This is a genomic window from Mesorhizobium sp. B2-8-1, assembly GCF_006440955.1.
GTDB lineage: Bacteria > Pseudomonadota > Alphaproteobacteria > Rhizobiales > Rhizobiaceae > Mesorhizobium.
The window spans coordinates 103,438-127,158 of record NZ_VFTX01000005.1; the positions used below are offsets into that span (position 1 = coordinate 103,438).

Annotated in this window: 25 protein-coding genes and 1 tRNA gene; 19 read left to right on the top strand and 7 right to left on the bottom strand. The window is 62.9% G+C overall.

Annotation, left to right across the window (positions count from 1 at the left end):
- Positions 1-10: 10 nt before the first annotated feature.
- From FJ428_RS14990 to FJ428_RS15020, 7 genes are all read left to right on the top strand, one after another.
- Complete coding sequence (locus FJ428_RS14990) at positions 11-1,078, top strand: ABC transporter ATP-binding protein (RefSeq protein ID WP_140584363.1); 1,068 nt, start codon at positions 11-13, stop codon at positions 1,076-1,078.
- Positions 1,079-1,945 carry a sugar ABC transporter permease gene (locus tag FJ428_RS14995; RefSeq protein WP_140498792.1) on the top strand — a complete coding sequence of 289 codons (867 nt, stop codon included), beginning with the start codon at positions 1,079-1,081 and terminating at the stop codon, positions 1,943-1,945. It begins immediately after the preceding gene.
- A 1-nt stretch (position 1,946) separates the two neighbouring features.
- Positions 1,947-2,867, top strand: coding sequence for a carbohydrate ABC transporter permease (locus FJ428_RS15000; protein ID WP_140498790.1), 921 nt, complete (start codon positions 1,947-1,949; stop codon positions 2,865-2,867).
- Between the two features lie 2 nt (positions 2,868-2,869).
- Positions 2,870-3,157, top strand: a complete 288-nt coding sequence (locus FJ428_RS15005; protein WP_140498788.1) for a DUF2160 domain-containing protein — start codon at positions 2,870-2,872, stop codon at positions 3,155-3,157.
- Between the two features lie 82 nt (positions 3,158-3,239).
- Positions 3,240-4,964, top strand: coding sequence for an ABC transporter substrate-binding protein (locus tag FJ428_RS15010; protein ID WP_140498786.1), 1,725 nt, complete (start codon positions 3,240-3,242; stop codon positions 4,962-4,964).
- 93 nt (positions 4,965-5,057) lie between these two features.
- On the top strand, positions 5,058-6,551 hold the full coding sequence (gene glpK, locus FJ428_RS15015) for a glycerol kinase GlpK (RefSeq protein WP_140879639.1): 1,494 nt from the start codon (positions 5,058-5,060) through the stop codon (positions 6,549-6,551).
- 27 nt (positions 6,552-6,578) lie between these two features.
- The gene (locus FJ428_RS15020; RefSeq protein WP_140633191.1) at positions 6,579-7,049 is read left to right on the top strand and encodes a DUF6882 domain-containing protein; all 471 of its coding nucleotides are present in this window, start codon (positions 6,579-6,581) and stop codon (positions 7,047-7,049) included.
- A 99-nt stretch (positions 7,050-7,148) separates the two neighbouring features.
- On the opposite strand, the gene FJ428_RS15025 is transcribed toward FJ428_RS15020, so the two are convergent.
- Positions 7,149-7,619, bottom strand: a complete 471-nt coding sequence (locus FJ428_RS15025) for a BA14K family protein (protein ID WP_140633194.1) — start codon at positions 7,617-7,619, stop codon at positions 7,149-7,151.
- Between the two features lie 299 nt (positions 7,620-7,918).
- On the opposite strand from FJ428_RS15025, the gene FJ428_RS15030 reads away from it, so the two are divergent.
- Positions 7,919-7,994: transfer RNA gene (locus FJ428_RS15030), tRNA-Lys, on the top strand.
- Position 7,995: 1 nt separating this feature from the next.
- Here the strand turns inward: FJ428_RS15030 and FJ428_RS15035 are convergent.
- On the bottom strand, positions 7,996-8,481 hold the full coding sequence (locus tag FJ428_RS15035; RefSeq protein WP_140879640.1) for a hypothetical protein: 486 nt from the start codon (positions 8,479-8,481) through the stop codon (positions 7,996-7,998).
- A 167-nt stretch (positions 8,482-8,648) separates the two neighbouring features.
- Between FJ428_RS15035 and FJ428_RS15040 the strand changes: the two genes are divergently transcribed.
- The 5 genes from FJ428_RS15040 (at position 8,649) to FJ428_RS15060 (ending at position 14,835) form a co-directional block, all read left to right on the top strand.
- Entirely contained in the window at positions 8,649-9,707 is a 1,059-nt protein-coding gene (locus FJ428_RS15040; RefSeq protein WP_140879641.1) for a glycosyltransferase family 4 protein, read from the top strand.
- Between the two features lie 45 nt (positions 9,708-9,752).
- Positions 9,753-11,915, top strand: coding sequence for an amylo-alpha-1,6-glucosidase (locus FJ428_RS15045; protein WP_140560965.1), 2,163 nt, complete (start codon positions 9,753-9,755; stop codon positions 11,913-11,915).
- An 82-nt stretch (positions 11,916-11,997) separates the two neighbouring features.
- Positions 11,998-13,767, top strand: coding sequence for a trehalose-6-phosphate synthase (locus tag FJ428_RS15050; RefSeq protein ID WP_140515328.1), 1,770 nt, complete (start codon positions 11,998-12,000; stop codon positions 13,765-13,767).
- On the top strand, positions 13,767-14,570 hold the full coding sequence (otsB, locus tag FJ428_RS15055) for a trehalose-phosphatase (RefSeq protein ID WP_140557734.1): 804 nt from the start codon (positions 13,767-13,769) through the stop codon (positions 14,568-14,570). The genes FJ428_RS15050 and otsB overlap by 1 nt, the downstream gene beginning before the upstream one ends.
- A gap of 52 nt (positions 14,571-14,622) precedes the next feature.
- Positions 14,623-14,835: a hypothetical protein gene (locus FJ428_RS15060; protein WP_140498769.1), complete on the top strand. Its 213-nt coding sequence runs from the start codon at positions 14,623-14,625 to the stop codon at positions 14,833-14,835.
- Positions 14,836-14,844: 9 nt separating this feature from the next.
- Here the strand turns inward: FJ428_RS15060 and dprA are convergent, their stop codons facing one another.
- From dprA to FJ428_RS15080, 4 genes are read right to left on the bottom strand one after another with little or no spacing between them, the layout of a single operon-like run.
- Positions 14,845-15,981 (bottom strand): DNA-processing protein DprA, encoded by a 1,137-nt coding sequence (gene dprA, locus FJ428_RS15065; protein ID WP_140498766.1) that lies wholly within the window; start codon positions 15,979-15,981, stop codon positions 14,845-14,847.
- Positions 15,978-16,565: a glycerol-3-phosphate 1-O-acyltransferase PlsY gene (plsY, locus tag FJ428_RS15070; protein WP_140498764.1), complete on the bottom strand. Its 588-nt coding sequence runs from the start codon at positions 16,563-16,565 to the stop codon at positions 15,978-15,980. The genes dprA and plsY overlap by 4 nt, the downstream gene beginning before the upstream one ends.
- 58 nt (positions 16,566-16,623) lie before the next feature.
- A complete protein-coding gene (locus tag FJ428_RS15075; protein WP_140560933.1) occupies positions 16,624-17,910 on the bottom strand; it encodes a dihydroorotase in 1,287 nt (428 codons plus the stop codon).
- Positions 17,907-18,872, bottom strand: a complete 966-nt coding sequence (locus FJ428_RS15080; protein WP_140515333.1) for an aspartate carbamoyltransferase catalytic subunit — start codon at positions 18,870-18,872, stop codon at positions 17,907-17,909. The genes FJ428_RS15075 and FJ428_RS15080 overlap by 4 nt, the downstream gene beginning before the upstream one ends.
- 149 nt (positions 18,873-19,021) lie before the next feature.
- Between FJ428_RS15080 and FJ428_RS15085 the strand changes: the two genes are divergently transcribed.
- From FJ428_RS15085 to FJ428_RS15095, 3 genes are all read left to right on the top strand, one after another.
- Positions 19,022-20,650, top strand: coding sequence for a DNA alkylation response protein (locus tag FJ428_RS15085; RefSeq protein WP_140560934.1), 1,629 nt, complete (start codon positions 19,022-19,024; stop codon positions 20,648-20,650).
- A 118-nt stretch (positions 20,651-20,768) separates the two neighbouring features.
- The gene (locus tag FJ428_RS15090) at positions 20,769-21,317 is read left to right on the top strand and encodes a hypothetical protein (protein WP_140560935.1); all 549 of its coding nucleotides are present in this window, start codon (positions 20,769-20,771) and stop codon (positions 21,315-21,317) included.
- A complete protein-coding gene (locus tag FJ428_RS15095; RefSeq protein ID WP_140560936.1) occupies positions 21,317-21,658 on the top strand; it encodes a DUF6105 family protein in 342 nt (113 codons plus the stop codon). The genes FJ428_RS15090 and FJ428_RS15095 overlap by 1 nt, the downstream gene beginning before the upstream one ends.
- Here the strand turns inward: FJ428_RS15095 and ruvX are convergent.
- Entirely contained in the window at positions 21,576-22,082 is a 507-nt protein-coding gene (gene ruvX / locus FJ428_RS15100) for a Holliday junction resolvase RuvX (RefSeq protein ID WP_140560937.1), read from the bottom strand. The two genes, FJ428_RS15095 and ruvX, sit on opposite strands and share 83 nt — an antisense overlap.
- A 123-nt stretch (positions 22,083-22,205) precedes the next feature.
- Between ruvX and FJ428_RS15105 the strand changes: the two genes are divergently transcribed.
- The 3 genes from FJ428_RS15105 (at position 22,206) to gatC (ending at position 23,714) form a co-directional block, all read left to right on the top strand.
- On the top strand, positions 22,206-22,901 hold the full coding sequence (locus tag FJ428_RS15105; protein WP_140498750.1) for a metal-dependent hydrolase: 696 nt from the start codon (positions 22,206-22,208) through the stop codon (positions 22,899-22,901).
- Positions 22,902-22,921: 20 nt separating this feature from the next.
- Complete coding sequence (locus FJ428_RS15110; protein ID WP_140560938.1) at positions 22,922-23,338, top strand: hypothetical protein; 417 nt, start codon at positions 22,922-22,924, stop codon at positions 23,336-23,338.
- Between the two features lie 88 nt (positions 23,339-23,426).
- Positions 23,427-23,714 (top strand): Asp-tRNA(Asn)/Glu-tRNA(Gln) amidotransferase subunit GatC, encoded by a 288-nt coding sequence (gene gatC, locus FJ428_RS15115; protein WP_027044576.1) that lies wholly within the window; start codon positions 23,427-23,429, stop codon positions 23,712-23,714.
- The last annotated feature ends 7 nt before the right edge of the window (positions 23,715-23,721 follow it).

A 23,721-nucleotide genomic window follows, 5' to 3' on the forward strand; every position in this document is an offset into this window, starting at 1 on the left:
GGAGAAAACGATGGCGCGCATCGACGTCAACCATGTCAGGCACTCATATCTGCCGAACCCGCGCACCGATGCGGATTTCGCGCTGCGGGAGGTGCACCACACTTTCGAGGACGGTGGCGCCTATGCGCTGCTAGGCCCATCCGGCTGCGGCAAGACCACGCTGCTCAACATCATTTCCGGCCTGCTCCACCCCTCGCACGGCCAATTGCTGTTCAACGGCAGGGATGTCACGAGACTGTCGACGCAGGAGCGCAACATCGCGCAGGTGTTCCAGTTCCCGGTCATCTACGACACGATGACCGTCTACGACAACCTGGCTTTCCCGCTGCGCAACCGCGGCGTTCCGGAGGCCGACGTCGACCGCAAGGTGCGCGAGACGCTCGACATGATCGACCTGGCAGACTGGGCCAGGAAGAAGGCGAGGGGCCTGACCGCCGACCAGAAGCAGAAGATCTCGCTCGGCCGCGGACTGGTGCGCTCGGATGTCAATGCGATCCTGTTCGACGAGCCGCTGACCGTCATCGACCCGCACATGAAGTGGGTGCTGCGCTCGCAATTGAAGCAGCTTCACCGCCGCTTCGGCTACACCATGGTCTATGTCACGCATGACCAGACAGAGGCGCTGACCTTCGCCGACCAGGTGGTCGTCATGTATGATGGCGGCATCGTGCAGATCGGCACGCCGGCCGAGCTGTTCGAGCGGCCGCGCCACACCTTCGTCGGCTACTTCATCGGCTCGCCCGGCATGAACGTCATGCCGGTAGCGATCGATGGCAAGACAGCGACGCTTGGTTCCCAGCGCATCCAATTGCCAGGCGCGCCGAAGGCCGGAAGCGGCGTCGTCGAACTCGGCATCCGTCCTGAATATGTCAGGCTCGGCCGCGATGGCATGGCCGTCCACATCAGCAAGGTCGAGGATGTGGGCCGCCACAAGGTCGTGCGCGCCAGTCTGGAAGGCCGCGAGATCGCCGCCGTCATCGGCGAGGACGAAACCGTTCCCGCCGATCCAAAAGTGCGGTTCGACCCAGCCGGCATCAACATCTATGCCGATTCCTGGCGTGTCGAGATGGGGGCGTAAATGGAAAAGCCCTGGAACAACAAGGCCTGGTTCCTCGTGCTGCCGATGCTCGTGCTGGTGGCGTTCTCGGCCGTTATCCCGCTGATGACCGTCGTCAACTACTCGGTACAGGACACGTTCGGCAATAACGTCTTCTTCTGGGCGGGGACCGAATGGTTCGAGGAGTTGCTGCATTCCGATCGCTTCTGGGAAGCCATGGTGCGCAACCTGATCTTCTCCTTCATCATCCTGGCGATCGAAGTGCCGCTCGGCATCTTCATTGCCCTCAACATGCCCAAAAAGGGCTGGGGCGTGCCGGTCTGCCTGGTGCTGATGGCGCTGCCGCTCTTGATCCCGTGGAATGTCGTCGGCACGATCTGGCAGGTGTTCGGCCGCAACGATATCGGCCTGCTCGGCTATTACGTCAACGCGCTCGGCATCGACTACAATTACGTGCAGGATCCGTTCGACGCCTGGGTCACCGTCATCATCATGGACGTCTGGCACTGGACCAGCCTCGTCGTGCTGCTCTGCTATGCCGGCCTGGTCTCGATCCCCGACGCCTTCTACCAGGCGGCCAAGATCGATGGCGCCTCGCGCTGGGCGGTGTTCCGCTACATCCAGTTGCCGAAGATGAAGCGCGTGCTTCTGATCGCGGTGCTGCTGCGTTTCATGGACAGTTTCATGATCTACACCGAGCCCTTCGTCGTCACCGGCGGCGGTCCGGGCAATTCGACGACCTTCCTGTCGATCGACCTCGTCAAGACCGCGCTCGGACAGTTCGACCTCGGTCCGGCGGCGGCGATGTCGCTGGTCTACTTCCTGATCATCCTGTTGTTGTCGTGGGTGTTCTACACCGTGATGACCAACTACGACGCGGAGCGCTGATATGGCTGGCGCCAACGAACGCACCGAGCGCAACCTGGTGAACGGGACCGCCGCCTCGGAAAGACTCGCCAGTTCGCTGTCGCAGAGCGAGCTGGACAGGCGCATGCGCCGCCGTGGCGAGGAATCGCGCTGGTGGTGGATCGTGCCGACGCTCTACATCATCGTCCTGCTGCTGCCGATCTACTGGCTCATCAATATGAGCTTCAAGACCAACGCGGAGATCGTCAATTCGCTGACGCTCTATCCGCATGCGCCGACGCTGCGCAACTACACCATCATCTTCACCGATGCGTCCTGGTATTCGGGCTACATCAATTCGATCACCTATGTGGTGATGAACATGGTAATCTCGGTCGCCGTGGCGCTTCCGGCGGCTTACGCCTTTTCGCGCTACCGGTTCCTCGGCGACAAGCATCTGTTCTTCTGGCTTTTGACCAACCGCATGGCACCGCCGGCGGTGTTCGCGCTGCCGTTCTTCCAGCTTTATTCGGCATTCGGCCTCATCGATACGCATATCGCGGTGGCGCTGGCGCACTGCCTGTTCAACGTGCCGCTGGCGGTGTGGATCCTTGAGGGCTTCATGTCCGGAGTGCCGAAGGAGATCGACGAAACGGCCTACATAGACGGCTATTCGTTTCCGCGTTTCTTCGTGAAGATATTCATGCCGCTGATCGCCAGTGGCATCGGCGTCGCCTGCTTCTTCTGCTTCATGTTCTCATGGGTGGAACTGCTCATCGCCCGCACGCTGACCACCACCGATGCCAAGCCGATCGCCGCTACCATGACCCGCACCGTGTCGGCGTCGGGAATGGACTGGGGGCTGCTGGCAGCCGCCGGGGTGCTGACGCTGATCCCCGGGGCGCTCGTCATCTGGTTCGTTCGCAACTACATCGCCAAGGGCTTCGCCCTGGGGAGGGTGTGACCATGAACCTCGACTTCTCCTGGATGGCGTGGACCTGGCCGACGGCCGCCTTCTTCGCCGTCATAGCGCTGCTGCTGGTCGGCATGGGTGTCTGGGAATATGCCTCGCCCGGCGGCGATCCGCGCATCGGCGTGCTGCGTTTCAAGACGACGCGCGGCGATCGTCTCTTCGTTTCGCTGCTTGGCAGCGCCTTCATCCATCTCGCTTGGCTGGGTCTTGTCGGACCCAGCCTGTGGTGGGCTCTCGCTCTCTCCGTGGTCTACGCCATCGGCGTCTTCCGCTACGTATAGAGGGGGAAACTGTTGGAGCGGCCGCTTGTTGGCGGCCTCTCCAGATCGCACTTGAAGTCTTTTCAAACGTGGAGGAAACACAATGCGACGGCAATTATTGACATCTACGACCGCCCTTGTCCTCTTGCTCGGCGTGGGCAACGCCTATGCCGGCATGGACGAGGCAAAAGCCTTTCTTGACAAGGAGATAGGCGATCTGTCGACGCTTTCGCGAGCCGATCAGGAAAAGGAAATGCAGTGGTTCGTCGACGCCGCCAAGCCGTTCGCCGGCATGGATATCAAGGTCGTGTCGGAAACGCTGACGACGCATCAATACGAGTCGCAGGTTCTGGCTCCGGCCTTCACCGCCATCACCGGCATCAAGGTCACGCACGACGTCATCCAGGAAGGCGACGTCGTTGAAAAGATCCAGACCCAGATGCAGACTGGCCAGAACCTCTATGACGGCTGGGTCAACGATTCCGACCTGATCGGCACCCACTGGCGTTACCAGCAGGTGCGCAACCTGACCGACTGGATGGCGGGCGAAGGCAAGGATGTCACCAATCCGAACCTCGATGTGAAGGATTTCATCGGCACCTCCTTCACCACCGCTCCGGACAAGAAGCTCTATCAGCTTCCCGACCAGCAGTTCGCCAACCTCTACTGGTTCCGCTACGACTGGTTCAACGACGAGAAGAACAAGGCCGACTTCAAGGCCAAGTACGGCTACGATCTCGGCGTTCCCGTCAACTGGTCGGCCTATGAGGACATTGCCGAGTTCTTCACCGGCCGCGACGTCGACGGCAAAAAAGTCTATGGGCACATGGACTACGGCAAGAAGGACCCGTCGCTCGGCTGGCGCTTCACCGATGCCTGGCTGTCGATGGCCGGCAATGGCGACAAGGGTATCCCGAACGGCCTGCCGGTCGACGAATGGGGCATCAAGGTCAACGAGAAATCGCAGCCGGTCGGCTCCTGCACGGCGCGGGGCGGCGACACCAACGGCCCGGCCGCCGTCTACTCGATCCAGAAATATCTCGATTGGCTGAAGGCCTACGCACCACAGGAAGCGCAGGGCATGACCTTCTCGGAATCCGGTCCGGTTCCCGCGCAGGGCAATGTTGCCCAGCAGATCTTCTGGTACACGGCCTTCACCGCCGACATGGTCAAGCCCGGCCTGCCCGTCATGAACGACGACGGCACGCCGAAATGGCGCATGGCTCCGTCGCCGCACGGTGTCTACTGGAAGGACGGCATGAAGCTCGGCTACCAGGATGTCGGTTCGTGGACGCTGATGAAGTCGACCCCGACCGACCGTGCCAAGGCCGCCTGGCTCTACGCCCAGTTCGTCACCTCGAAGACGGTGGACGTGAAGAAGAGCCATGTCGGCCTCACCTTCATCCGCGACTCCACCATTCACGACAAGAGCTTCACGGAGCGCGCGCCGAAGCTCGGCGGCCTGATCGAGTTCTATCGCTCGCCGGCCCGCGTGCAATGGTCGCCGACCGGCACCAACGTGCCGGACTATCCGAAGCTGGCACAGCTGTGGTGGCAGGCGATCGGCGATGCCTCGTCGGGCGCAAAGAGTGCGCAGGAAGCGATGGATTCGCTTTGCGCCGAGCAGGAGAAGGTCATGGGCCGCATCGAGAGGTCCGGCGTCCAGGGCGATATCGGGCCGAAGCTCGCCGAGGAACATGATCTCGCCTACTGGAATGCCGACGCGGTCAAGGCCGGCAATCTCGCTCCTCAGCTCAAGATCGAGAACGAGAAGGAGAAGCCCCAGACCATCAACTATGACGAGCTGGTCAAGAGCTGGCAGAAGTAGGACTGACCTATGCGGGCGTTCGCGCCCGTGTAAAATTCAGGGAGGCGGCATGTTGCCGTCTCCCTTCTTTGTGTCGTGACGGAGGAAGTGCGAATGAATGGCTTTGTCCTGGCAATCGACCAAGGCACGACGTCGAGCCGGTCGATTCTGTTCGACGGCGACATGAAAGTCGTCGGCAGCAGCCAGCAAGAATTCACCCAGCAATATCCTGCTTCCGGCTGGGTCGAGCATGACCCGGAAGATATCTGGGCCAGCGTCGTGGCGACCGTGAAGGGCGCATTGAAGAATGCCGGGCGGGAGGCATCGGACGTCGCCGCGGTCGGCATAACCAACCAGCGCGAGACCGTCGTCATTTGGGACAGGGCGACCGGCAAGCCGATCCACAACGCCATCGTCTGGCAGGACCGGCGCACCGCGCCGCTATGCCGGAAGCTGAAGAAGCAGGGATTGGAAAAGACCTTCACCAGGAAGACCGGCCTGCTGCTCGATCCGTATTTCTCCGGCACGAAGATAGCCTGGATGCTGGACAAGGTGAAAGGCGCCAGGAGACGCGCCGAGAAAGGCGAATTGCTGGCCGGCACCATCGACAGTTTCCTGATCTGGCGCCTGACCGGCGGCAGGGTGCATGCCACCGACGCCACAAACGCCTCCCGCACGCTAGTCTACAACATCGAGAAGAATGCCTGGGACGACGAGCTGCTGGCCATCCTGAACATTCCGGCAAGGATGCTCCCCGAGGTGAAGGACTGCGCCGATGATTTTGGAATCACGCAGAAAAATCTCTTTGGCGCCGAGATAAGGATCCTCGGCGTTGCCGGCGATCAGCATGCCGCGACCATCGGCCAGGCCTGTTTCGAGCCCGGCATGATGAAATCGACCTACGGCACCGGCTGTTTCGCGCTGCTCAACACCGGCACCGACCTGGTGCGCTCGAAGAACCGGCTGTTGACCACGATTGCCTATCGGCTGAACGGCAAGACCACCTATGCGCTGGAAGGATCGATCTTCATCGCCGGCGCCGCCGTGCAGTGGTTGCGCGACGGCATCAAGGTGATCGGCAAGGCCGAACAGAGCGGCAAGCTGGCGGCCGAGGCCGATCCGACCCAGGACGTGTATCTGGTGCCGGCCTTTGTCGGGCTCGGCGCGCCCCACTGGGATGCCGAGGCGCGGGGCGCGATCTTTGGCCTGACCCGCAATTCGGGGCCGGCGGAGTTTGCCCGCGCCGCGCTCGAATCCGTGGCCTACCAGACGCGCGACCTGCTCGATGCCATGCGCAAGGATTGGAAAGGTACGGCGGCCAAGACGGTGCTTCGGGTCGACGGCGGCATGGTGGCGTCCGACTGGACCATGCAACGGCTGGCCGACATTCTCGACGCCCCGGTCGACCGTCCGACCATTCTTGAGACGACCGCGCTTGGTGCCGCCTGGCTCGCCGGCTCGAAGGCGGGCGTGTGGCCTAAGGCGCGGGAGTTCGCCAAGACATGGGCGCTCGACCGCCGCTTCAGACCAGACATGGAGCCTGCGGCGCGCTCGGCCAAGCTGGCGGGGTGGCGCGATGCTGTTCGCAGGACGCTGAGCGTATCATAATCAACAGTCAGATTGGGCGAGGGGGAAATGAAGCCAAACTGGTACTCTGCTTGGCGCGCCGAGGCTATCAAACAACTGAAGGCCAAGAATAAGCGCTTGGAGGAAGAATTCCGCATCGGCCACTGGTCGCGCTATGACTTGAGCAACGGAAAGCTCTTGTTCTCCAAGGACGGAGCGATCAAGGTGATCACCGAAATCCAGATCGCCGGTTCCACGAATGCCAAGGCACAGAACTGGCTCTGGGCGTGGGCAAATTCAAATCTGCCCGATAGTCTTCTTAGAGATGCAAAGCTGGTTCGGTTCTTCGGCGAGAAGAACCGCATTGACGAACTGGCTCAGGCTTACGTGATAGATGCGGGCAATCAGCTGGAAGTGCTGGGTTGGGAATTGACCGCCGTCATGGTTCGAATTTGCGATGCCGTCGGAGCGTACCGATCACCCCGTGGTGAAGGTGGCGGGCTTTATTATATGGTCAAGACCATCAATTGGGCCAGCTGATCACAGTCTACCTGTTGACCGCTCTCGCACCACAGAAAGCCCGCGCCATTTCCGGCACGGGCTTTGACTTTCTATCCCTCTGACGAACACTGTCGCCCATCAGTAGGGTGAAATGCACTGCTGGCGCGGGCCGTTATACGGCTGGAACGTGTTGTCGGATGCGCGGTAGGAACGGTAACGGTCATAGCACCACTGCACATGCGAATTGCCTTCATAGACGCGGTTCCGGTTGTTGGCGATCGCGCCGGTTATCAGCGCGCCAGTGGCGAAAGCAGCAAGCGGGAACCAGAAATCGCCGTGACGGCGATAGCCCGGACGGTATTCACGGTAGCCGCGATGGCCGTTCCAGTAGGCTCCGCGGTTGTCGCGGTAGAAGTTGCGGTTGCCGCGAAACTCGCCGCGGAAGTTACGGCGCCGCTCCCAGGGCCTGTACTGCACGGTCTGGATATCGGACGAGATCGATGCAGGCTGCGGTACATAGGCCGGTGCGGCTTCGACCGGCATGGCAGCCGCCACTGCGAAGGAAGCTGACAGTGTGGTCGCCAGCAAACCCGACAGGACTTTGTTCATGATCTTCTCCTTGAGAGGTTGACGTCCCTTGTGGCGGAGGAAACGGGCACGCTCGCGAATTGTTCCTGGAAAAAAAGGCAAGTTGCTGATTTGTAATGTTTCTCCGGTTTGGGATCGATGGGGCCCACAGGGTCTTTCGCCTGTCTGGCAAAGGTTCGGCATGTCCTTGCGGAAACGGCCGGCCGGGAGAGCCGGCACGGCGGGAACGCATGGCTTGGTGGCCCGTTTTTTCCGGTTGACCCGTCGAGGCACTCTCCCTATGTTCCGCGCATTTCGAGGGCGCCGTTTCCAGCCCACGGGAGCGCGTAGCTCAGCCGGTAGAGCAACTGACTTTTAATCAGTAGGTCTCGGGTTCGAACCCCGACGCGCTCACCACTCAGTCCCGTGACAAATGCACGTTCAGGACAGCGGCTTTTTTGGCGATCAGTCCTTCCAGATCCGCGTCAGATCGGGTGGTGCCGGTGCGTTCGCGCAGAAGGGAGATCATCGCGCTCATCGAAAGCGGTGCGGTTTTTTGCTGAATCAGGATCGCGTCCACCGCGCCGGCAACGTCGGGGCCTTCCGCTGGTGCTCTCATGGTCGGATCCTTTCTGTCCAGCTCCGCCTCGGTGCCGCCGACCGAACCTCTGATGCCGCGGTCAAAGACGACGGCCAATCCGTTCTTGACGGCGAGGGCTGCGACCATGTCGTCGAGTTCGTGGTCCGAAAAGCTGGGGTCGGAAGGCGTGGGTTTCAGGATTCTGTGAATCACCCTGGCGGCCTGATCCGTCGAAACATAGCCGAAGCGCTGTTTTCTAGCTTCGACATATTGTTCGATGATCATGTCAAGCCGGCGGGCTGCAATGTCCTTCGATTGCTGCATCGGAACCTCCTCGGGTCGTCGTGGCGCGCAGGAGCAGCACCTACAGAAATAGGGCCGCCCGGGAGAACATCAAACATGAGAAATGACGCATCTGCCGATGGCGGAGGAACGATCGCGCCGCTGATGCATTTTTGCCTGTGACCAGCTTATTGAGGGAACGCAGGCCAATGAAGATCGCCCATATCGCGCCGCTGTATGAATCCGTGCCGCCAAGGCTCTATGGAGGCACCGAACGCATCATCTCCTATCTCACCGAAGCTCTGGTCGGGCTCGGCCACGATGTAACCTTGTTTGCCAGCGGCGATACCAGGACCTCCGCCCGGCTGGTCGCGTGCCGGGAACGGGCGCTGCGCCTCGATCCCCGGCCGTTGAAGTCGGAGATCGCGGCGCATCTGTCGATGCTCGAGGAAGTCAGGAGACAGGCCGACGATTTCGACATTCTTCACTTCCATCTCAGCCACTTCCTGCATTTCCCGTTTTTCCGCCATATGCCGGAGCGAACGGTGACGACGCCGCATGGCAGGCTGGACTATGTGGATCTGGCACAGGCCTATGAGCGGTTCCCGCGTTTTCCGATGATTTCCATTTCACGCAGCCAGAGGACGAGGCTCGCGTCCGCCAACTGGTTGGCGACCATCCATCATGGGCTGCCGCTCGATCTCTATGGGCCGGATTTTGAAGCCGGCTCCGACGGTACATATCTGGCGTTCCTCGGCAGGATGTCGCGCGACAAGCGGCCGGACCGGGCGATCGAGATTGCCAGGCGCACGGGCCTGAGGCTCAAGCTCGCGGCCAAGGTGGGCGACGGCGACCGGGCCTATTTCGAGGAGGTCGTCCAGCCGCTGATCGATGGCGATCGCGTCGAATATGTCGGCGAGATCAGCGAGGACCAGAAGAGCAGGTTTCTCGGCAACGCCGCTGCCTTGCTGTTTCCCATCGACTGGCCCGAGCCTTTTGGTCTGGCGGTAATCGAGGCCATGGCCTGCGGAACCCCTGTCATGGCTTGGAGCTGCGGCGCCATGCCCGAGATCATCGATCACGGTGTGACCGGCTTCGTCGTCGAAACCATCGAGGACGCCGTCGCCACCATGCCGGCCCTGCTCCAGCTCGACAGGCGCCGGATAAGGGCCGTTTTCGAAGGACGGTTCTCGGCCGACCGCATGGCGCGCGACTATGTCGCCACCTATTCACAGGCGATCGACACTCAACAAATCAGGGCTTCCTAGTACAGTGCCCCGTTCAGAAACAAGCACGGGACAGTCTTCTTGACCATCACCCAACTTGACGAGCGCAAGCTTGATCCCGCAATAGCCCTGGCCTCCCTGGACGAAACCGCGCCGAGGGAACCGCACCGGCTCTTCGCACTCAAGCATGGCGACTGCTTCGCCGTCGCCGATTCCTATGGCGACATACGCGGTGTGGGCGACGGCTTCTTCCGCGACGACACGCGCGTGCTTTCCGAATTCCGCCTCGCGGTGGGCGGTCGTTCGACGTCGCTGCTGGGCGCATCGCTGAGCCAGGACAATGTCCTGTTCACCTCCAACCTGACCAATCTGCCTATAGAGAGTGCCGGCGGCCGTCCCATCCCGCAAGGAGCGATCCACATCGAGCGTGTCAGGCTGCTGTGGGAGGATCGCCTGTATGAGCGCCTGACCCTTTCCAACTACAGCCAGGAACATTCGACCGTCCTGCTTTCGCTGCGCTTCGCCGCCGATTTCCGCGACATGTTCGAAGTTCGTGGCTCGACACGCGCCAAACGAGGCACGGCCCATACCGCCGAGATGGACCAGAACTCGGTTCTGCTTCGCTATGAAGGCCTGGACAAGGTGGTGCGTATGTCGACGATATCGTTTTCGCAGAAACCGGACGAATTGACCTCCGACCGGGCGGATTTCTTCATTGCAGTCACCAAACGCAGCCGCAAGACACTGTATGTCGAGGTCGGCAGCGAGATGGCCGATGTGCCCGACCGCGACCGGTTTCGCGCCGCGGCGGCGCGCGCGCGTTTCGGCATGCGCGCCAAGCGCCGCCATGGCGCGACGCTGCACAGTTCGGGCAGGGTGTTCAACGACTGGATGGAGCGCGCCCGGGCCGACGTGGCGCTGCTCACCACCGAACTCGCGACCGGCCCTTATCCCTATGCCGGCATTCCGTGGTTCTCGACGGCCTTCGGCAGAGACGGCGTGATCTCGGCGTTGCAGATGCTCTGGCTCAATCCCGGCCTGGCGCGCGGCGTGCTTGCCTTTCTTGCGCAACATCAAGCGACCGAAACCTCGCCCTTCAGCGACTCTCAGCCCGGCAAGATCATGCATGAAACGCGCAAGGGTGAAATGACGGCCCTAAGCGAGTTGCCGTTCGGCCGCTACTATGGCGGTGTCGATACCACCCCGCTCTACGTTCATCTCGCCTGCGCTTACGCGGACCGCACCGGCGACATGGTCTTTATCGACGGCCTATGGCAGTCGCTATGTGCAGCCGCCGAATGGATCGAGGCGGCAAGCGCTTCGACCGGATTCGTCACCTACCGGCGTGCGGCGGAGTCAGGCCTCGCCAACCAGGGATGGAAGGACAGCTTTGATTCGGTCTTTCATGCAGACGGTCGTATCCCGAAGGGGCCGATCGCGCTGGTCGAAGTGCAGGGCTACGTCTTCGCGGCGTTCCAGGGGCTGGCGAGACTGGCTCGCCGGCGAGGCGAGACAGAAAAGGCGGAAGGCTGGGAAAGGCGGGCCGAAGAGATCCGCCGGCGGGTTGAAAGTCATTTCTGGATCGAAGAGCTGGGTTATTACGCGCTGGCGCTCGATGGCGACGGCCGGCCATGCGAGGTGCGCACATCCAATGCCGGACATCTGCTCTATGTCGGACTTCCGAATCCTGATCGGGCGCGGATCGTCGCCGATCAGTTGCTGTCGGCTTCTTTTCACTCCGGCTGGGGATTGAGGACGCTCGCCGACGACGCAATATTCTTCAATCCCATGTCGTATCACAATGGCTCCATCTGGCCGCACGACACGGCGATATGCGCGGCAGGCCTTGCGCGGTACGGCATTCGCGACAATGTGGTGCGGCTGATGAGCGGGACGTTCGAATCCGCCGTCCATTTCAACATGCGCCTGCCCGAACTCTTCTGCGGCTTCACCCGCGCACCGGGCGAGGCGCCGATCGCGTATCCGGTCGCTTGCCTGCCGCAGGCCTGGTCGGCAGGTTCCGCCTTCATGCTGATGCAGGCCTGTCTGGGCCTCCATATCGACGGCTGGGCCGGCGAAATCCATGTCACAAGGCCACGCCTGCCAATCGGCATCGACAGCCTGGTGATCCGCCATCTCGCGGTGGCGGGCACGGCAGTCGACCTGACGTTCCAGCGGGTAGGAGACCGTGTGGGCGCGTTCCTGGCCGACCGCCATGAAGGGTTGGCGCCTTTGATCGTGCGCAGCTAAAAACCGGAACCATCACCGGCGACGTGCGTTGCACCATCTCCCCCGCGGAGAGGCGCGATCTAGGCCGGAGCAATTCACATCGATGCCAGACAACAATTTTGACTTCCTCCACTCTGCCTCCGCTCTATGGTTCGTCATTCTTGCCAGCCTCTGCGTTTCCCTTGTTGCCTTGGTGATTTCCGCGCTGCGATCCCGCCGGACCCCGCCGGAACCGGCGAATGTCGAGCCTCCACCGGCTCGTGTCGTATTGCGGGAGTTCGAAAAGAATGGCCATTCCGCCGACGCGGCGCTCGTCAACTGGTCGCCCTCGACGCTACGCGAAATCCTGGCGAAGGAACTGCCGGATGCGCAAGTGATCGTCGTCTCCAACCGCGAGCCCTACATTCACAATCTCAGGGATGACAATGTCGACCTGGTTGTGCCGGCCAGTGGACTTGTCTCGGCGCTGGAGCCGATCACCCGTGCCTGCGCGGGAACCTGGATAGCCTATGGCGGCGGCTCGGCGGATCATCTCGTCGTCGACCAGAACGACCGCATCGAGGTCCCACCTGAGAACCCGTCCTACACGTTGCGCCGTGTCTGGCTGACCGAAGAGGAACAGCAAGGCTATTATCTGGGTTTTGCCAATGAGGGTCTCTGGCCGCTGTGCCACATAGCCTTTACACGGCCCGTCTTCCGCACGTCCGACTGGGAAACATACGAAGCCGTCAATCGCAAATTCGCCGATACCGTCGTTGCCGAAGCCCGGAACGAACGCCCGATCGTCCTCGTCCAGGATTATCATTTCGCTCTGCTGCCGCGAATGATCCGGGAACGCCTGCCCGATGCGATCGTCATCACATTCTGGCACATTCCGTGGCCGAATTCGGAAGTCTTCAGCATCTGCCCCTGGCGGGAAAAAATCCTGGACGGCCTGCTGGGGAGCTCGATCATCGGCTTTCATACGCAGTTCCACTGCAACAACTTCATCGAGAGCGTCGACCGCTTTCTGGAAAGCAGGATCGAGCGCGAGGATTCGGCCATCTCCTATGGCGGCCAGACCAGTCTGGTCCACGCCTATCCGATCTCGATAGAGTGGCCGCCGGCTCAACTCGGGAAATTGCCCGCCATCGCGCAGTGCCGCGCGCGAATTCGCGAAAAATTCGGGCTGGCGGACAATGTCAGCCTCTGTGTCGGCGTCGAGCGCCTCGATTACACGAAAGGCATTCTCGACCGGTTTCACGCATTGGACGAACTGTTCAAGCAACACCCGGAGTGGATCGGCAAGGTGGCCTTCCTGCAGATCGCGGCGCCAAGCCGTGGAACCTTGCCGGCCTACCAGCAACTGCACGAGGAATGCCTGCGTTGCGCGGCGGAGCTCAACGAGCGTTATGGCCGGGACGGCTACACGCCTGTCTTGATGGTGGCTGAACACCATTCCCAGGAGCAGGTCTACGAAATCTACCGGGCCGCCGATGTCTGCATGGTGACCAGCCTGCACGACGGAATGAACCTGGTCGCCAAGGAATTTGTCGCCGCGCGCGACGACGAGCAAGGCGTGCTGATGCTCAGCATGTTTGCCGGCGCTTCAAAGGAGCTTCTCGAGGCGCTGATCGTCAATCCTTACGACGCGACGATGATGGCCGAGGCGTTGCTGCAGGCATTGACCATGGTGCCCGCCGAGCAGCGCCAGCGCATGCAGCGCATGCGCGAGATCGTCCGCGACAACAATGTCTATCGCTGGGCCGGCAGCATGCTTCTCGACGCCGCCCGCTTGCGCAAGCGAATCGCGATCGACCCCGCCGGGCCGGGCTCCGTTGCCGCGGCCAATGTGATATCGCTGCTTGATCGCAAACGGGTCGCGGCGCTGTGATGTCGGGATCGGCAAATCTGTCCGTGCCGACCGTCCCGCAAGGCCGATGGGCACTCTTCCTGGACATTGACGGTACGCTTCTGGAACATGCCGCGCATCCCGACGCGGTGGTCGTCGGCGATGCGTTGCGAAGCATGCTGACAAGGCTGGACGGGCGTCTGGCTGGCGCTCTGGCTTTCATTACAGGAAGATCCGTTTCCGCCGTCGACCGGCTCTTCCAGCCGCTGCGCCTACCGGCTGCGGGTCTATACGGCCTGGAGCACCGGCTTGTCCGTGACGGGCCCGTCGAGGCGGCCGACGAGCCCGCCGACATTGCCGCGCTTGCCGAGGAAATCGAGGCGGAACTGGACAATGTGGACGTCTATATCGAGCGCAAGGGCCCGATCCTGGCCATTCATACGCGTGCGGCGCCGCAGTTGCTGCAACGGGCGACGCAACTGGTCGAACAGGCACTGGAGCGGCTTCCGCGGGGATATCGGGTTCTTGCCGGCAATGCCGGGGTGGAACTGATGCCGCTCGAGGCGGCCAAGGGAGCGGCAATCAGGCGTTTCTGCGAGTTGCCGGCTTTCCGGGGGCGGATTCCCGTATTCCTCGGAGACGACACGTCGGATGAGAACGGCTTCGAAGCCGTCAATGAAATGGATGGCATTTCGGTCCGCATCAAACCGCAAGGGAAAACCGTGGCGCGCCACGCGCTGGCCGATGTCGGCGAGACCCTGGCCTGGCTTGAATCCCTATGTCACGACCAATCGGGCACTGGCCGGTTTGAGGAGGCGGTCCAGCCCACTGTCCGGCAGAGTTGAGGCCGCAAAACGCATTTTGCGCCTTTGAAGAACGGGTTTCAGGAGTTGATCAATGATCCAATTCACCAGCCTCATCCACGAGATCATGCCCGCGTGGCTCCGGCGGCGTTCGCGCCGGCGCATGCAGGACACGGAGACAACTTTCGATCCATCGCGTCCTGAAGACGCCGATGCCGTCTGGCGAAAGGCCGTCGAGAGGGACCTGTTCGGCGCAAACACGCCCGACTATACCGAGACCGAACAGAAGAAGCGCGATCACCACTGACGGAGGCTGTCAGCCTTCCGCGAAGACCAGCGAGACATTGCCGCCGGCATGCCGTTCGAGCCGGCCGGCGAGGTCGAGCTCCAGGAGCACCATGAACACCTGTGCCGGATGCAGGCCGGTGTGGCGGATGATCTCGTCGATCGCCACCGGCGTCGGGCCGAGCGCTTCGGTCACCCTGGCGCGGTCGTTTTCGCCGGGTGGCGGCGTGGCCGAGAAATCGGGGGGATCTTCAAAGGGCGGCAGTTCGGGGGCCCGCAAACCGGTCAGCGGCGCGATTGCCCTGTGAATGTCGGCGGCTTCGGTGACCAAGGTGGCACCGTCCTTGAGCAGGCCATTGGTGCCGGCGGCGCGTGGATCAAGCGGCGAGCCGGGTACGGCGAAGACCAGCCGGCCCATTTCGCCTGCGAGCCTGGCGCTGATCAGGGATCCGGAACGCTGTGCTGCCTCGACCACCACCAGACCGACTGCCGCGCCCGCGACGAGACGGTTGCGGCGCGGAAAATCCTGGGCACGCGGCTGCCAGCCGAACGGCATCTCCGAAATGATGGCGCCGCCGCGCTCGACGATCTCGTCGCACAGGCCGGCATTCTCAGGCGGGTAGGGCAGATCGAGGCCTCCGGCCAGCACGCCGATCGTGCCGGTCGAAAGGCTGCCCTGATGTGCTGAAGTGTCGATGCCGCGCGCGAGGCCGGAGATGATGGCGTAACCGTCGCGGCCAAGGTCGGTCGCCAGCATGCGCGCCATCTTGATGCCGGCGAGCGAGGCGTTGCGGGCGCCGACGATAGCCACCGCGGGCAGCCGGAACACCGCGCCTTCGCCTTTCACCGCCAGCAGCGGCGGCGGATGGTCCATGTTTTTCAACAGGGCGGGATAGTCCGGCTCGCCGATACCGACAAAGCGGGCGCCTGCCCGCCTTGCGGCCTCCAGTTCCGCTTCGGCCTCGGCGATCGAGGGAATGCGGGCGATCCTGCTGGCGCCGCCCGAAATCATAAGTTCCGGCAGCATTTCCAGCGCGACTTCGGCCGAACCGAAGCGGTTGATCAGATCGCGAAAGGAGGCAGGACCTACATTCTGGGTGCGGATCAGCCGCAGCCAACTCAACCGCTGCCGGTCGCTGAGGCGCGGTCCGGCGAGCGGCTTGCTCACTCCTTCGCCCCGATTTTGCCCTCGATGCCGGCAAGCAGGCGTGAAATGTTGGCCCGGTGCTTGATGAAGACGATCAGGCTCATCACGACGAACAATGCGGCAATCTGCGGTGTGCTCAGGAAATAGAGGGCGATCGGCACGGCGACCGCGGCCGTCAGCGCTGCAAGCGAGGAGTAGCGGAACAGGAATGCCATGGCCAGCCAGACGATGGCGAAGATCAGCGCCACCTGCCAGGCAAGGCCGATCAGCACACCGAGATAGGTGGCCACGCCCTTGCCTCCCTTGAATCCGAGCCAGATCGGGAAGAGATGGCCGAGGAAGGCGCCAAGGCCGGCCCAAGCGCCGAGTTCGGGCGCGAAATGGCCCGCGATCAGCACCGCGGCCGTGCCCTTCAGCGCGTCGAGCAGCAGCGTGGCCGCGGCAAGGCCCTTGTTGCCTGTGCGTAGCACATTTGTCGCGCCGATGTTGCCGGAGCCGATCTGGCGCACGTCGCCAAGCCCTGCCGCACGGGTCAGCAGAAGCCCGAACGGAATCGAGCCCAAGAAATAGCCGAGCACCAGCGCCGGGATCAGGTTGTAAGTCATTGTTCCCCCCGCATTTCCCCCTGACGGGCTGAATCCGGCGCGATGCGCCGCCGCCCGCTCAGACCGAGAACACTGTGCGGCCCGCCACCAGCGTTTGCAAGACCTTGCCTTGCAGGCGCGCGCCTTCGAAACAGGTGTTCTTCGAGCGCGAGCGGATGCCGCTTTCGCTGACGATCCAGGGTTCATCCAGATCGACAAGCGCAAGGTCCGCGAGAGCGCCGGGCTTGAGCGTGCCGCCAGGCAGGCCGAACAGCCGTGCCGGCGCCGTGGACAAGGTCTCGATCAGCCGCGGCAGCGGCACGTCGCCATTGTGGTAGAGCCGCAAGGCGGCGCCCAGCAACGTTTCGAGCCCGATGGCGCCGGCGGCCGCGTCGGCGAAGGGCAGGCGCTTGGTGTCGACGTCCTGCGGATCGTGCGAGGAGACGATGATGTCGATCGTGCCGTCCCTGATCGCTTCGATCATCGCCAGGCGGTCTTCCTCGGCGCGCAGCGGCGGGGTCAACCGGAAGAAGGTGCGATATTCGCCGACGTCGTTTTCATTGAGTGACAGATTGTGGATCGATACGCCCGATGTGACGGTCGCGCCGTCGGCCTTCGCGCGCGCCACCGATGCCGCCGCCATCGCCGTCGATATCTTTGCCGCGTGGTAGGAGCCGCGCGTCAGGCGCGCCAAGGCAAGGTCGCGCTCCAGCGGGATGGTTTCGGCTTCACGCGGAATGCCGGAAAGTCCTAGCCAGCTGGCGTAGAGTCCCTCGTTCATCACGCCCGACGACGCGAGGTCGGCATCCTGGGTTTCGTGCACGATGGTTGCGCCGAAATCGCGGGCATAGGTCAGCGCCCGGCGCATCACCAGCGCGCTGGATATGGTGTGGCGGCCGTCGGTGAAGGCGGCAGCCCCGGCCTCTCGCAGCAGGCCGAATTCGGTCATCTCGCGGCCGTCGAGGCCCTTGGTGATGGCGGCGGCCGGGAAAATATTCACGATGGCCGTGTCCTTGGCGGTGCGCAGCACGAATTCGACCAGGGCCACATTGTCGATGACCGGATCGGTATCAGGCATCATGACGATCGAGGTGACGCCGCCGGCAGCCGCGGCGACACTTGCCGACGCGATCGTTTCGCGATGTTCGCCGCCCGGTTCGCCGATGAAGACGCGGCCGTCGATCAGGCCGGGAATCACCGCCTTGCCGGCGCAGTCGACGATGGTGGCGCCCTCGGGCGCCCCCTGGTTCAGCGCAGCCTTGCCGGCGGCGGCTATCTTCTTCCCGTCGACGATGACCGTCCCGGTCTCGTCTACGCCGCGCGAGGGGTCGATGATGCGGGCGCGCTCGAACACCGTGATGGTCATGCGCCGCGGCCCTCATGGTTGCGGCGCGGATCGAGCAGCGCTTCCATCACCGCCATGCGCACGGCAACGCCCATCTCGACCTGTTCCTGGATGACGCTCTGCGGCCCATCCGCGATCTCCGAGGCGATCTCGACGCCACGGTTCATCGGTCCCGGATGCATTACCAGAGCGTCGTCCTTGGCCGCTTTCAGCTTCTCGGCGTCAAGGCCGAAATAGCGGAAATATTCGCGCACCGAAGGCACGAAGGCGCCTTCCATTCGCTCGCGCTGCAGGCGCAGCATCATCACCACGTCGGCATCTTTCAGGCCCTCGGCCATTGAGCCGGTGACGATCACGCCCATCCTGTCGATTCCCGAGGGAAGCAATGTCGAGGGCGCGACGACGCGCACCTGCGCGCCGAGCGCGTTGAGCAGCATGATGTTGGAACGGGCGACACGCGAATGCAGGATGTCGCCGCAGATCGCCACGATCAGTTTCGACAGGGGACCCTTGGCGCGGCGGATGGTCAGCGCGTCGAGCAGTGCCTGTGTCGGGTGCTCATGCGCGCCGTCGCCGGCATTGACCACGGAGCAGCCGACCTTCTGGGCCAGAAGGGCGGCCGCACCCGCCGACTGGTGGCGGATGATCAATATGTCGGGCCGCATGGCGTTCAGCGTCATGGCCGTGTCGATGAGCGTCTCGCCCTTCTTCACCGAGGAACTCGCCACCGACATGTTCATGACGTCGGCGCCGAGACGCTTTCCGGCTAGCTCGAACGACGACTGCGTCCGCGTGGAAGCCTCGTAGAACAGGTTGATCTGGGTGCGGCCGCGCAGTGTCGAGGTTTTCTTCTCGGATTGCCGCGAGATCGCGACAGCCCGGTCCGCCCTGTCGAGCAGAAGCTCGATGTCGGCGGGGGAAAGATCGCGGATGCCCAGAAGATGGCGGTGGGGATAGAGTGGCAGGGACGAAGCGTCGGTCATCTCAAGGGGCTGCTATAGGGTGGACGTTCCATGGCTGCAAGCGCCAGCTTTGGATTGCGGCTGTTCTCCCCGGTATTTTCGTCGCGCGCCATGGGCTATATCTAGCCGATGGCTCCGGATTCGTAGCCGCCTGGCAGTAAGGATGAAGCGTGACCGACGACGTGACGAACCAGCCGCCGCCGCTGACAGGCGGCAACGCCTGGCGGGGCGATCCGTTGCTGATCCAGCTTGCCGAGCGCTTTTCCGATCCGGTGCGCAAGGATCTCGACGGGCTCGGCCGCTTCGTGCTGACGCAGGAGGCCCAGGAACTGGCCCGCCTCGCCAATGTCGAATCGCCGAGGCTCAGGACGCATGATCGCCAGGGCCGGCGCATCGATCTGGTCGAGTTTCACCCCGCCTATCACGCTTTGATGCGCCGTTCCGTAGCCAACGGGCTGCACTCCTCGGTCTGGGAGAACGGCGATGCCGAGATCGGCCGCCGCCATCAGGTGCGCACGGCCCGGTTCTACCTGACGGCCGAACTCGAGACCGGACATCTGTGTCCCATCACCATGACCAGCGCTTCGCTGGCGGCGCTGATGGCGAGCCCGAAACTGTTCCGCGAGTGGGCGCCGCGCGTGACGACGCGCAAATATGACCAGAGCCAAAAGCCGCCGGTCGAGAAGACCGGGCTTACGCTTGGCATGGGCATGACCGAGAAACAGGGCGGCACGGATGTGCGCGCCAATGTGACGAAGGCCGAGCGCGTCGGCAGCGGCTTCTATCGCCTGACCGGCCATAAATGGTTCATGTCGGCGCCGATGTCGGATGCCTTCCTTGTGCTGGCGCAGGCGCCGGAGGGATTGTCGTGCTTCCTCGTGCCGCGCGTCCTTGGCGACGGCTCGGGCAACGGCTTCCGTTTCCAGCGCCTGAAGGACAAGCTCGGCAACCGGTCGAATGCGTCTTCCGAGGTGGAGTTCGTCAACGCGATCGGCGAGATGGTCGGCGAGCCGGGCGCCGGCGTGAAGACGATCATGGACATGGTGACTTTGACCCGGCTCGACTGCGCCGTGGCGTCTTCGGCGATCATGCGGGCGGGTCTGGCCGAAGCCGTTCATCACGCCCGCCATCGCCAGGTGTTCGGCACCAACCTGATCGAGCAGCCGCTGATGCAGCGCGTGCTGGCGGACATGGCGCTCGACGTCGCCGCTGCCACGGCGCTGTCGTTCCGTCTGGCGCGTTCCTTCGACGAGGCGGCGAGCGATCGCGGCGAGGCGGCCTTTGCCCGTGCCATGACGCCGGTCGTCAAATATTGGGTCTGCAAAATTGCGCCGCCGCTGCTCTACGAGGCGATGGAATGCCTCGGCGGCAACGGCTATGTCGAGGAGGCGCCGCTCGCCCGATACTATCGCGAAGCTCCGGTCAACGCTATCTGGGAAGGGTCGGGCAATGTCATGGCGCTGGATGTGCTGCGCGTGCTTGGCCGCGCGCCGGGCCTGTTCGAGGAGGTGCTTGCCGGCATCGATCGCGACCTGGGCGCGGGCGGACGCGGCACCATCGGTGTGCTGAAGGCGGCGATGCAGGTCGCCGCGACCGACGAAGGCTCGGCCCGCCTGCTGACGGAGCAACTGGCGCTGTCGGCGGCGGCGGCGGAATTGCGCCGGTTGGGGGCGGGGCGGATCGCCGATGCCTTCGTCGAGACGCGGCTGGCGGGCCAGTGGCGCAACACCTACGGCATGCTCGATTCGCGCCATGATGCGCGCATGATCATCGACACGCTCTATCCGCCAACCACCTGAGCAGCAGCCATGGACCACGCTTTGGTCATTCCCCCGCGCCGTTAACCTTAACAAATGGTTTCCGTTGCGAGGGCTGGCGGCAAAGCCCACTGTCATTCCTGTCGAAGCAGGAATCACGATGCGACAGGTATTGACCTCTTTTCTCGCCTTGCACTGGACGATCGTTTTCGCCCTGCTGGCGATCATCTGCATCGATGGAAACCGCGGCGTGGCCGGGGCGCTTGGGGTGCTGGGCGTGACGATCGAGAGCGCCCGCTTCGTCGATCTCGAAAATGTCGTCGTGGTTGCGCCTCTGGCAACGGCCCTGCTTGTCGTGGCGGTGCTGTTCTTCTGGGCTTTTGTCGAGGCGCTGATCAACAATGCCAGCAATCCGGGCGCCGACAGCGTTGCCCGCATCGCCTTCATCAGCGCTTCCGGCGTGCTGTCGCTGATCCTGGTCGGAGGCGCGGCGCAAGGCATCAACGGGCTGTTCCTGGTCGTCGCCGTGCAATTGGCCGCACTTCTGGCCTCCTATGTCGCCATGCTTGCCGAGCGCCGCACCCTGGCCGCATCGGATGAGGTTGAAATCCACGCCACGGCGCACAGCATGGCCAGGGCCGCAGCCCACAATTCGCTGCTTTCGCTGATATCGGGCCGACCCCAGCCGACCCGGAAGGGAGGCCGCTGATGCGTTACATCTTCGCATTGTGGGCGGCTCCGATGGCGCTTTTCTGGGGCTGGTTCTACCTGTCGCTCAACGACATGAATTTCGGCTACGTGATGCTGAGCCGGCAGTTGCATGATTTCGTCTTCCAACTCTACGGCCAGATGCTCGGCATCGACCCGACAATCATTCCCGGCATGGTGGGAAGAGCCTGCATATTCGACGGCCTGCTGCTGCTGGCGATCTGGGCGTTTCGCCGCCGGCGTGAAATCATCGGCGGGATCAGGGGGCGGGCGGCGGTTCCGGTGCAGTTCGAGCGGCTGCACCGAGCGAGCGAAGCCGGTCCAAAACTCCCTGCAGAATAAAGGCGGCTGCGGCCGAATCGATCTTGCCGGCGCGCTTGGCGCGCGAAAAATCCATCTCGATCAGCGTCCGTTCGGCGGCTACCGTCGACAGCCTCTCGTCCCATGGCAGGAAGGGAAGGTCGCTCAAGGCGGCCATGTTGCGTACGAAGGCGCGCGATTTCTGCGCGCGCGGACCTTCCGAGCCGTCCATGTTGACCGGCAGTCCAATCACCACCGCGCCGGCATTCTCCTTTTGCAGCAGATCCAGCAGCACGGCCGCGTCGAGCGAGAATTTCCGTCGGATGATGACCGGGCGCGGATGCGCGAAGGAAAAGCCACGGTCCGAAACGGCGACGCCGATGGTCTTGTCGCCGAGATCGAGCCCGGCAAGCGTCCTGCCGCCGGCCAGCCGTGCCGGCAATTCCTCGATGGTAATGATAGCCAACGGTTTTCCTTTGACCCGACAGCGCCGTCGCGGCGTTTTGAAGACGCGAGGACGCCGTAACACTTTGCTCTTGAGCTGACGCCGTTCTATCCTCCGACGGAACAAAAATCGAGGAACTCGCTGATGAAACTCACTTGGTACGGACAATCCGCCTTCAAGATCGAGGTGGCGGGCGCAAGCATCCTGATGGACCCGTTCCTGAGCGGCAATCCGCTTTGGAAGAAAAGTTGGGAAGGCCCAGCCGAGGGTGTCACCCACGTGCTTTTGACGCATGGTCACGGAGACCATGTCGGCGATGCGCTCGAGATCCTCAAGAAGACCGGAGCGATGCTGGTCGCCAACCCCGAGGTCTGCGGCTATCTCGGCGGCCAGGGCGTCGACCAGAACAATATCAACCAGGGCAACACCGGTGGCACGGTGGACTGCGGCCCGTTCACGACCACTTTTGTCCAGGCATTGCATTCCTCGTCCTATGGCGACGGCATCTACATGGGCAATCCGTGCGGGCTGGTCCTGCATTTCCAGGACGACAAGACGCTCTATCACATGGGCGATACCGACATCTTCTCGGACATGGCGCTGGTCAACGAGCTGCACGAGCCGAAGATCGGCCTGGTGCCGGTTGGCGACCGCTTTACCATGGGAGGCGCTGTCGCGGCTCTCGCCTGCCGCCGCTATTTCAAGTTCGACGTCGCCGTGCCATGCCACTATGCGACTTTCGGCCTGCTCGACCAGACGCCCGACAAATTCGTCGCCGGAATGGAGGGTTCGGGCGTGAATGTCGTCGTGCCTGGGATCGGCGAGGCGGTCACGCTATAAATTGAAAACGGAATTAGAACATGAGCTTGAGAAACTCTCTTTGCGTTTCGATGCTGTTTGCTGCCTCGCCGGCGTTTGCCGCGGACGATTTCATCGAAGGGGTCTACCTCAAGTCCGAGGAGCTCTGCGCACAAGCCAGGAAAGACACGCTGCAGACGCTGATCGATGCCGGCAACATCGTGCTGTCGGCCCATGGCCTCCAGGGGGTCGAATACAATTGCGAGTTCTTGCAGATCAGCAAGGCGACACGCTCGCCGAGCTGGGCGGTGACGGCCATTTGCCAGGAGCCGGGCTACGTCTTTCCCGACGTGCTCTCGGTGACGCAGATGAGCCCGACGCAGATCGATCTCGTCTCCGTCCGGCCCATCGAAGACGAGAGCGAGGCGAGCGGCAACAGCGGCAGCTACTATCTGTGCGAGGGCATGGCCCCGCCGTGAGGCCATTTGCCCGATTGTGGGCATGCACATGTTGCGCGCCGCGCGCGGCGCCGCTATAGGCCGGGGCTGGTTTTCCCGAGGCACAAACATGTCCGTTGACGTCAAGACAGTGAAGCGCGTCGCGCGTCTCGCCCGCATTGCGGTGAGCGAGGAAGATGCCGAACGCATGACCGGCGAGCTGAACGCCATACTGGGCTTCGTCGAACAGCTGAACGAGGTCGATGTTTCCGGTGTCGAGCCGATGACCTCGGTAACTCCGATGGAGATGAAGAAGCGCCAGGACGTCGTCACCGACGGCAACAAGGCTGCCGACATCGTCGCCAACGCGCCTGCCACGGAAGAGAACTTCTTCCTCGTGCCGAAGGTCGTGGAGTAACAGGCCG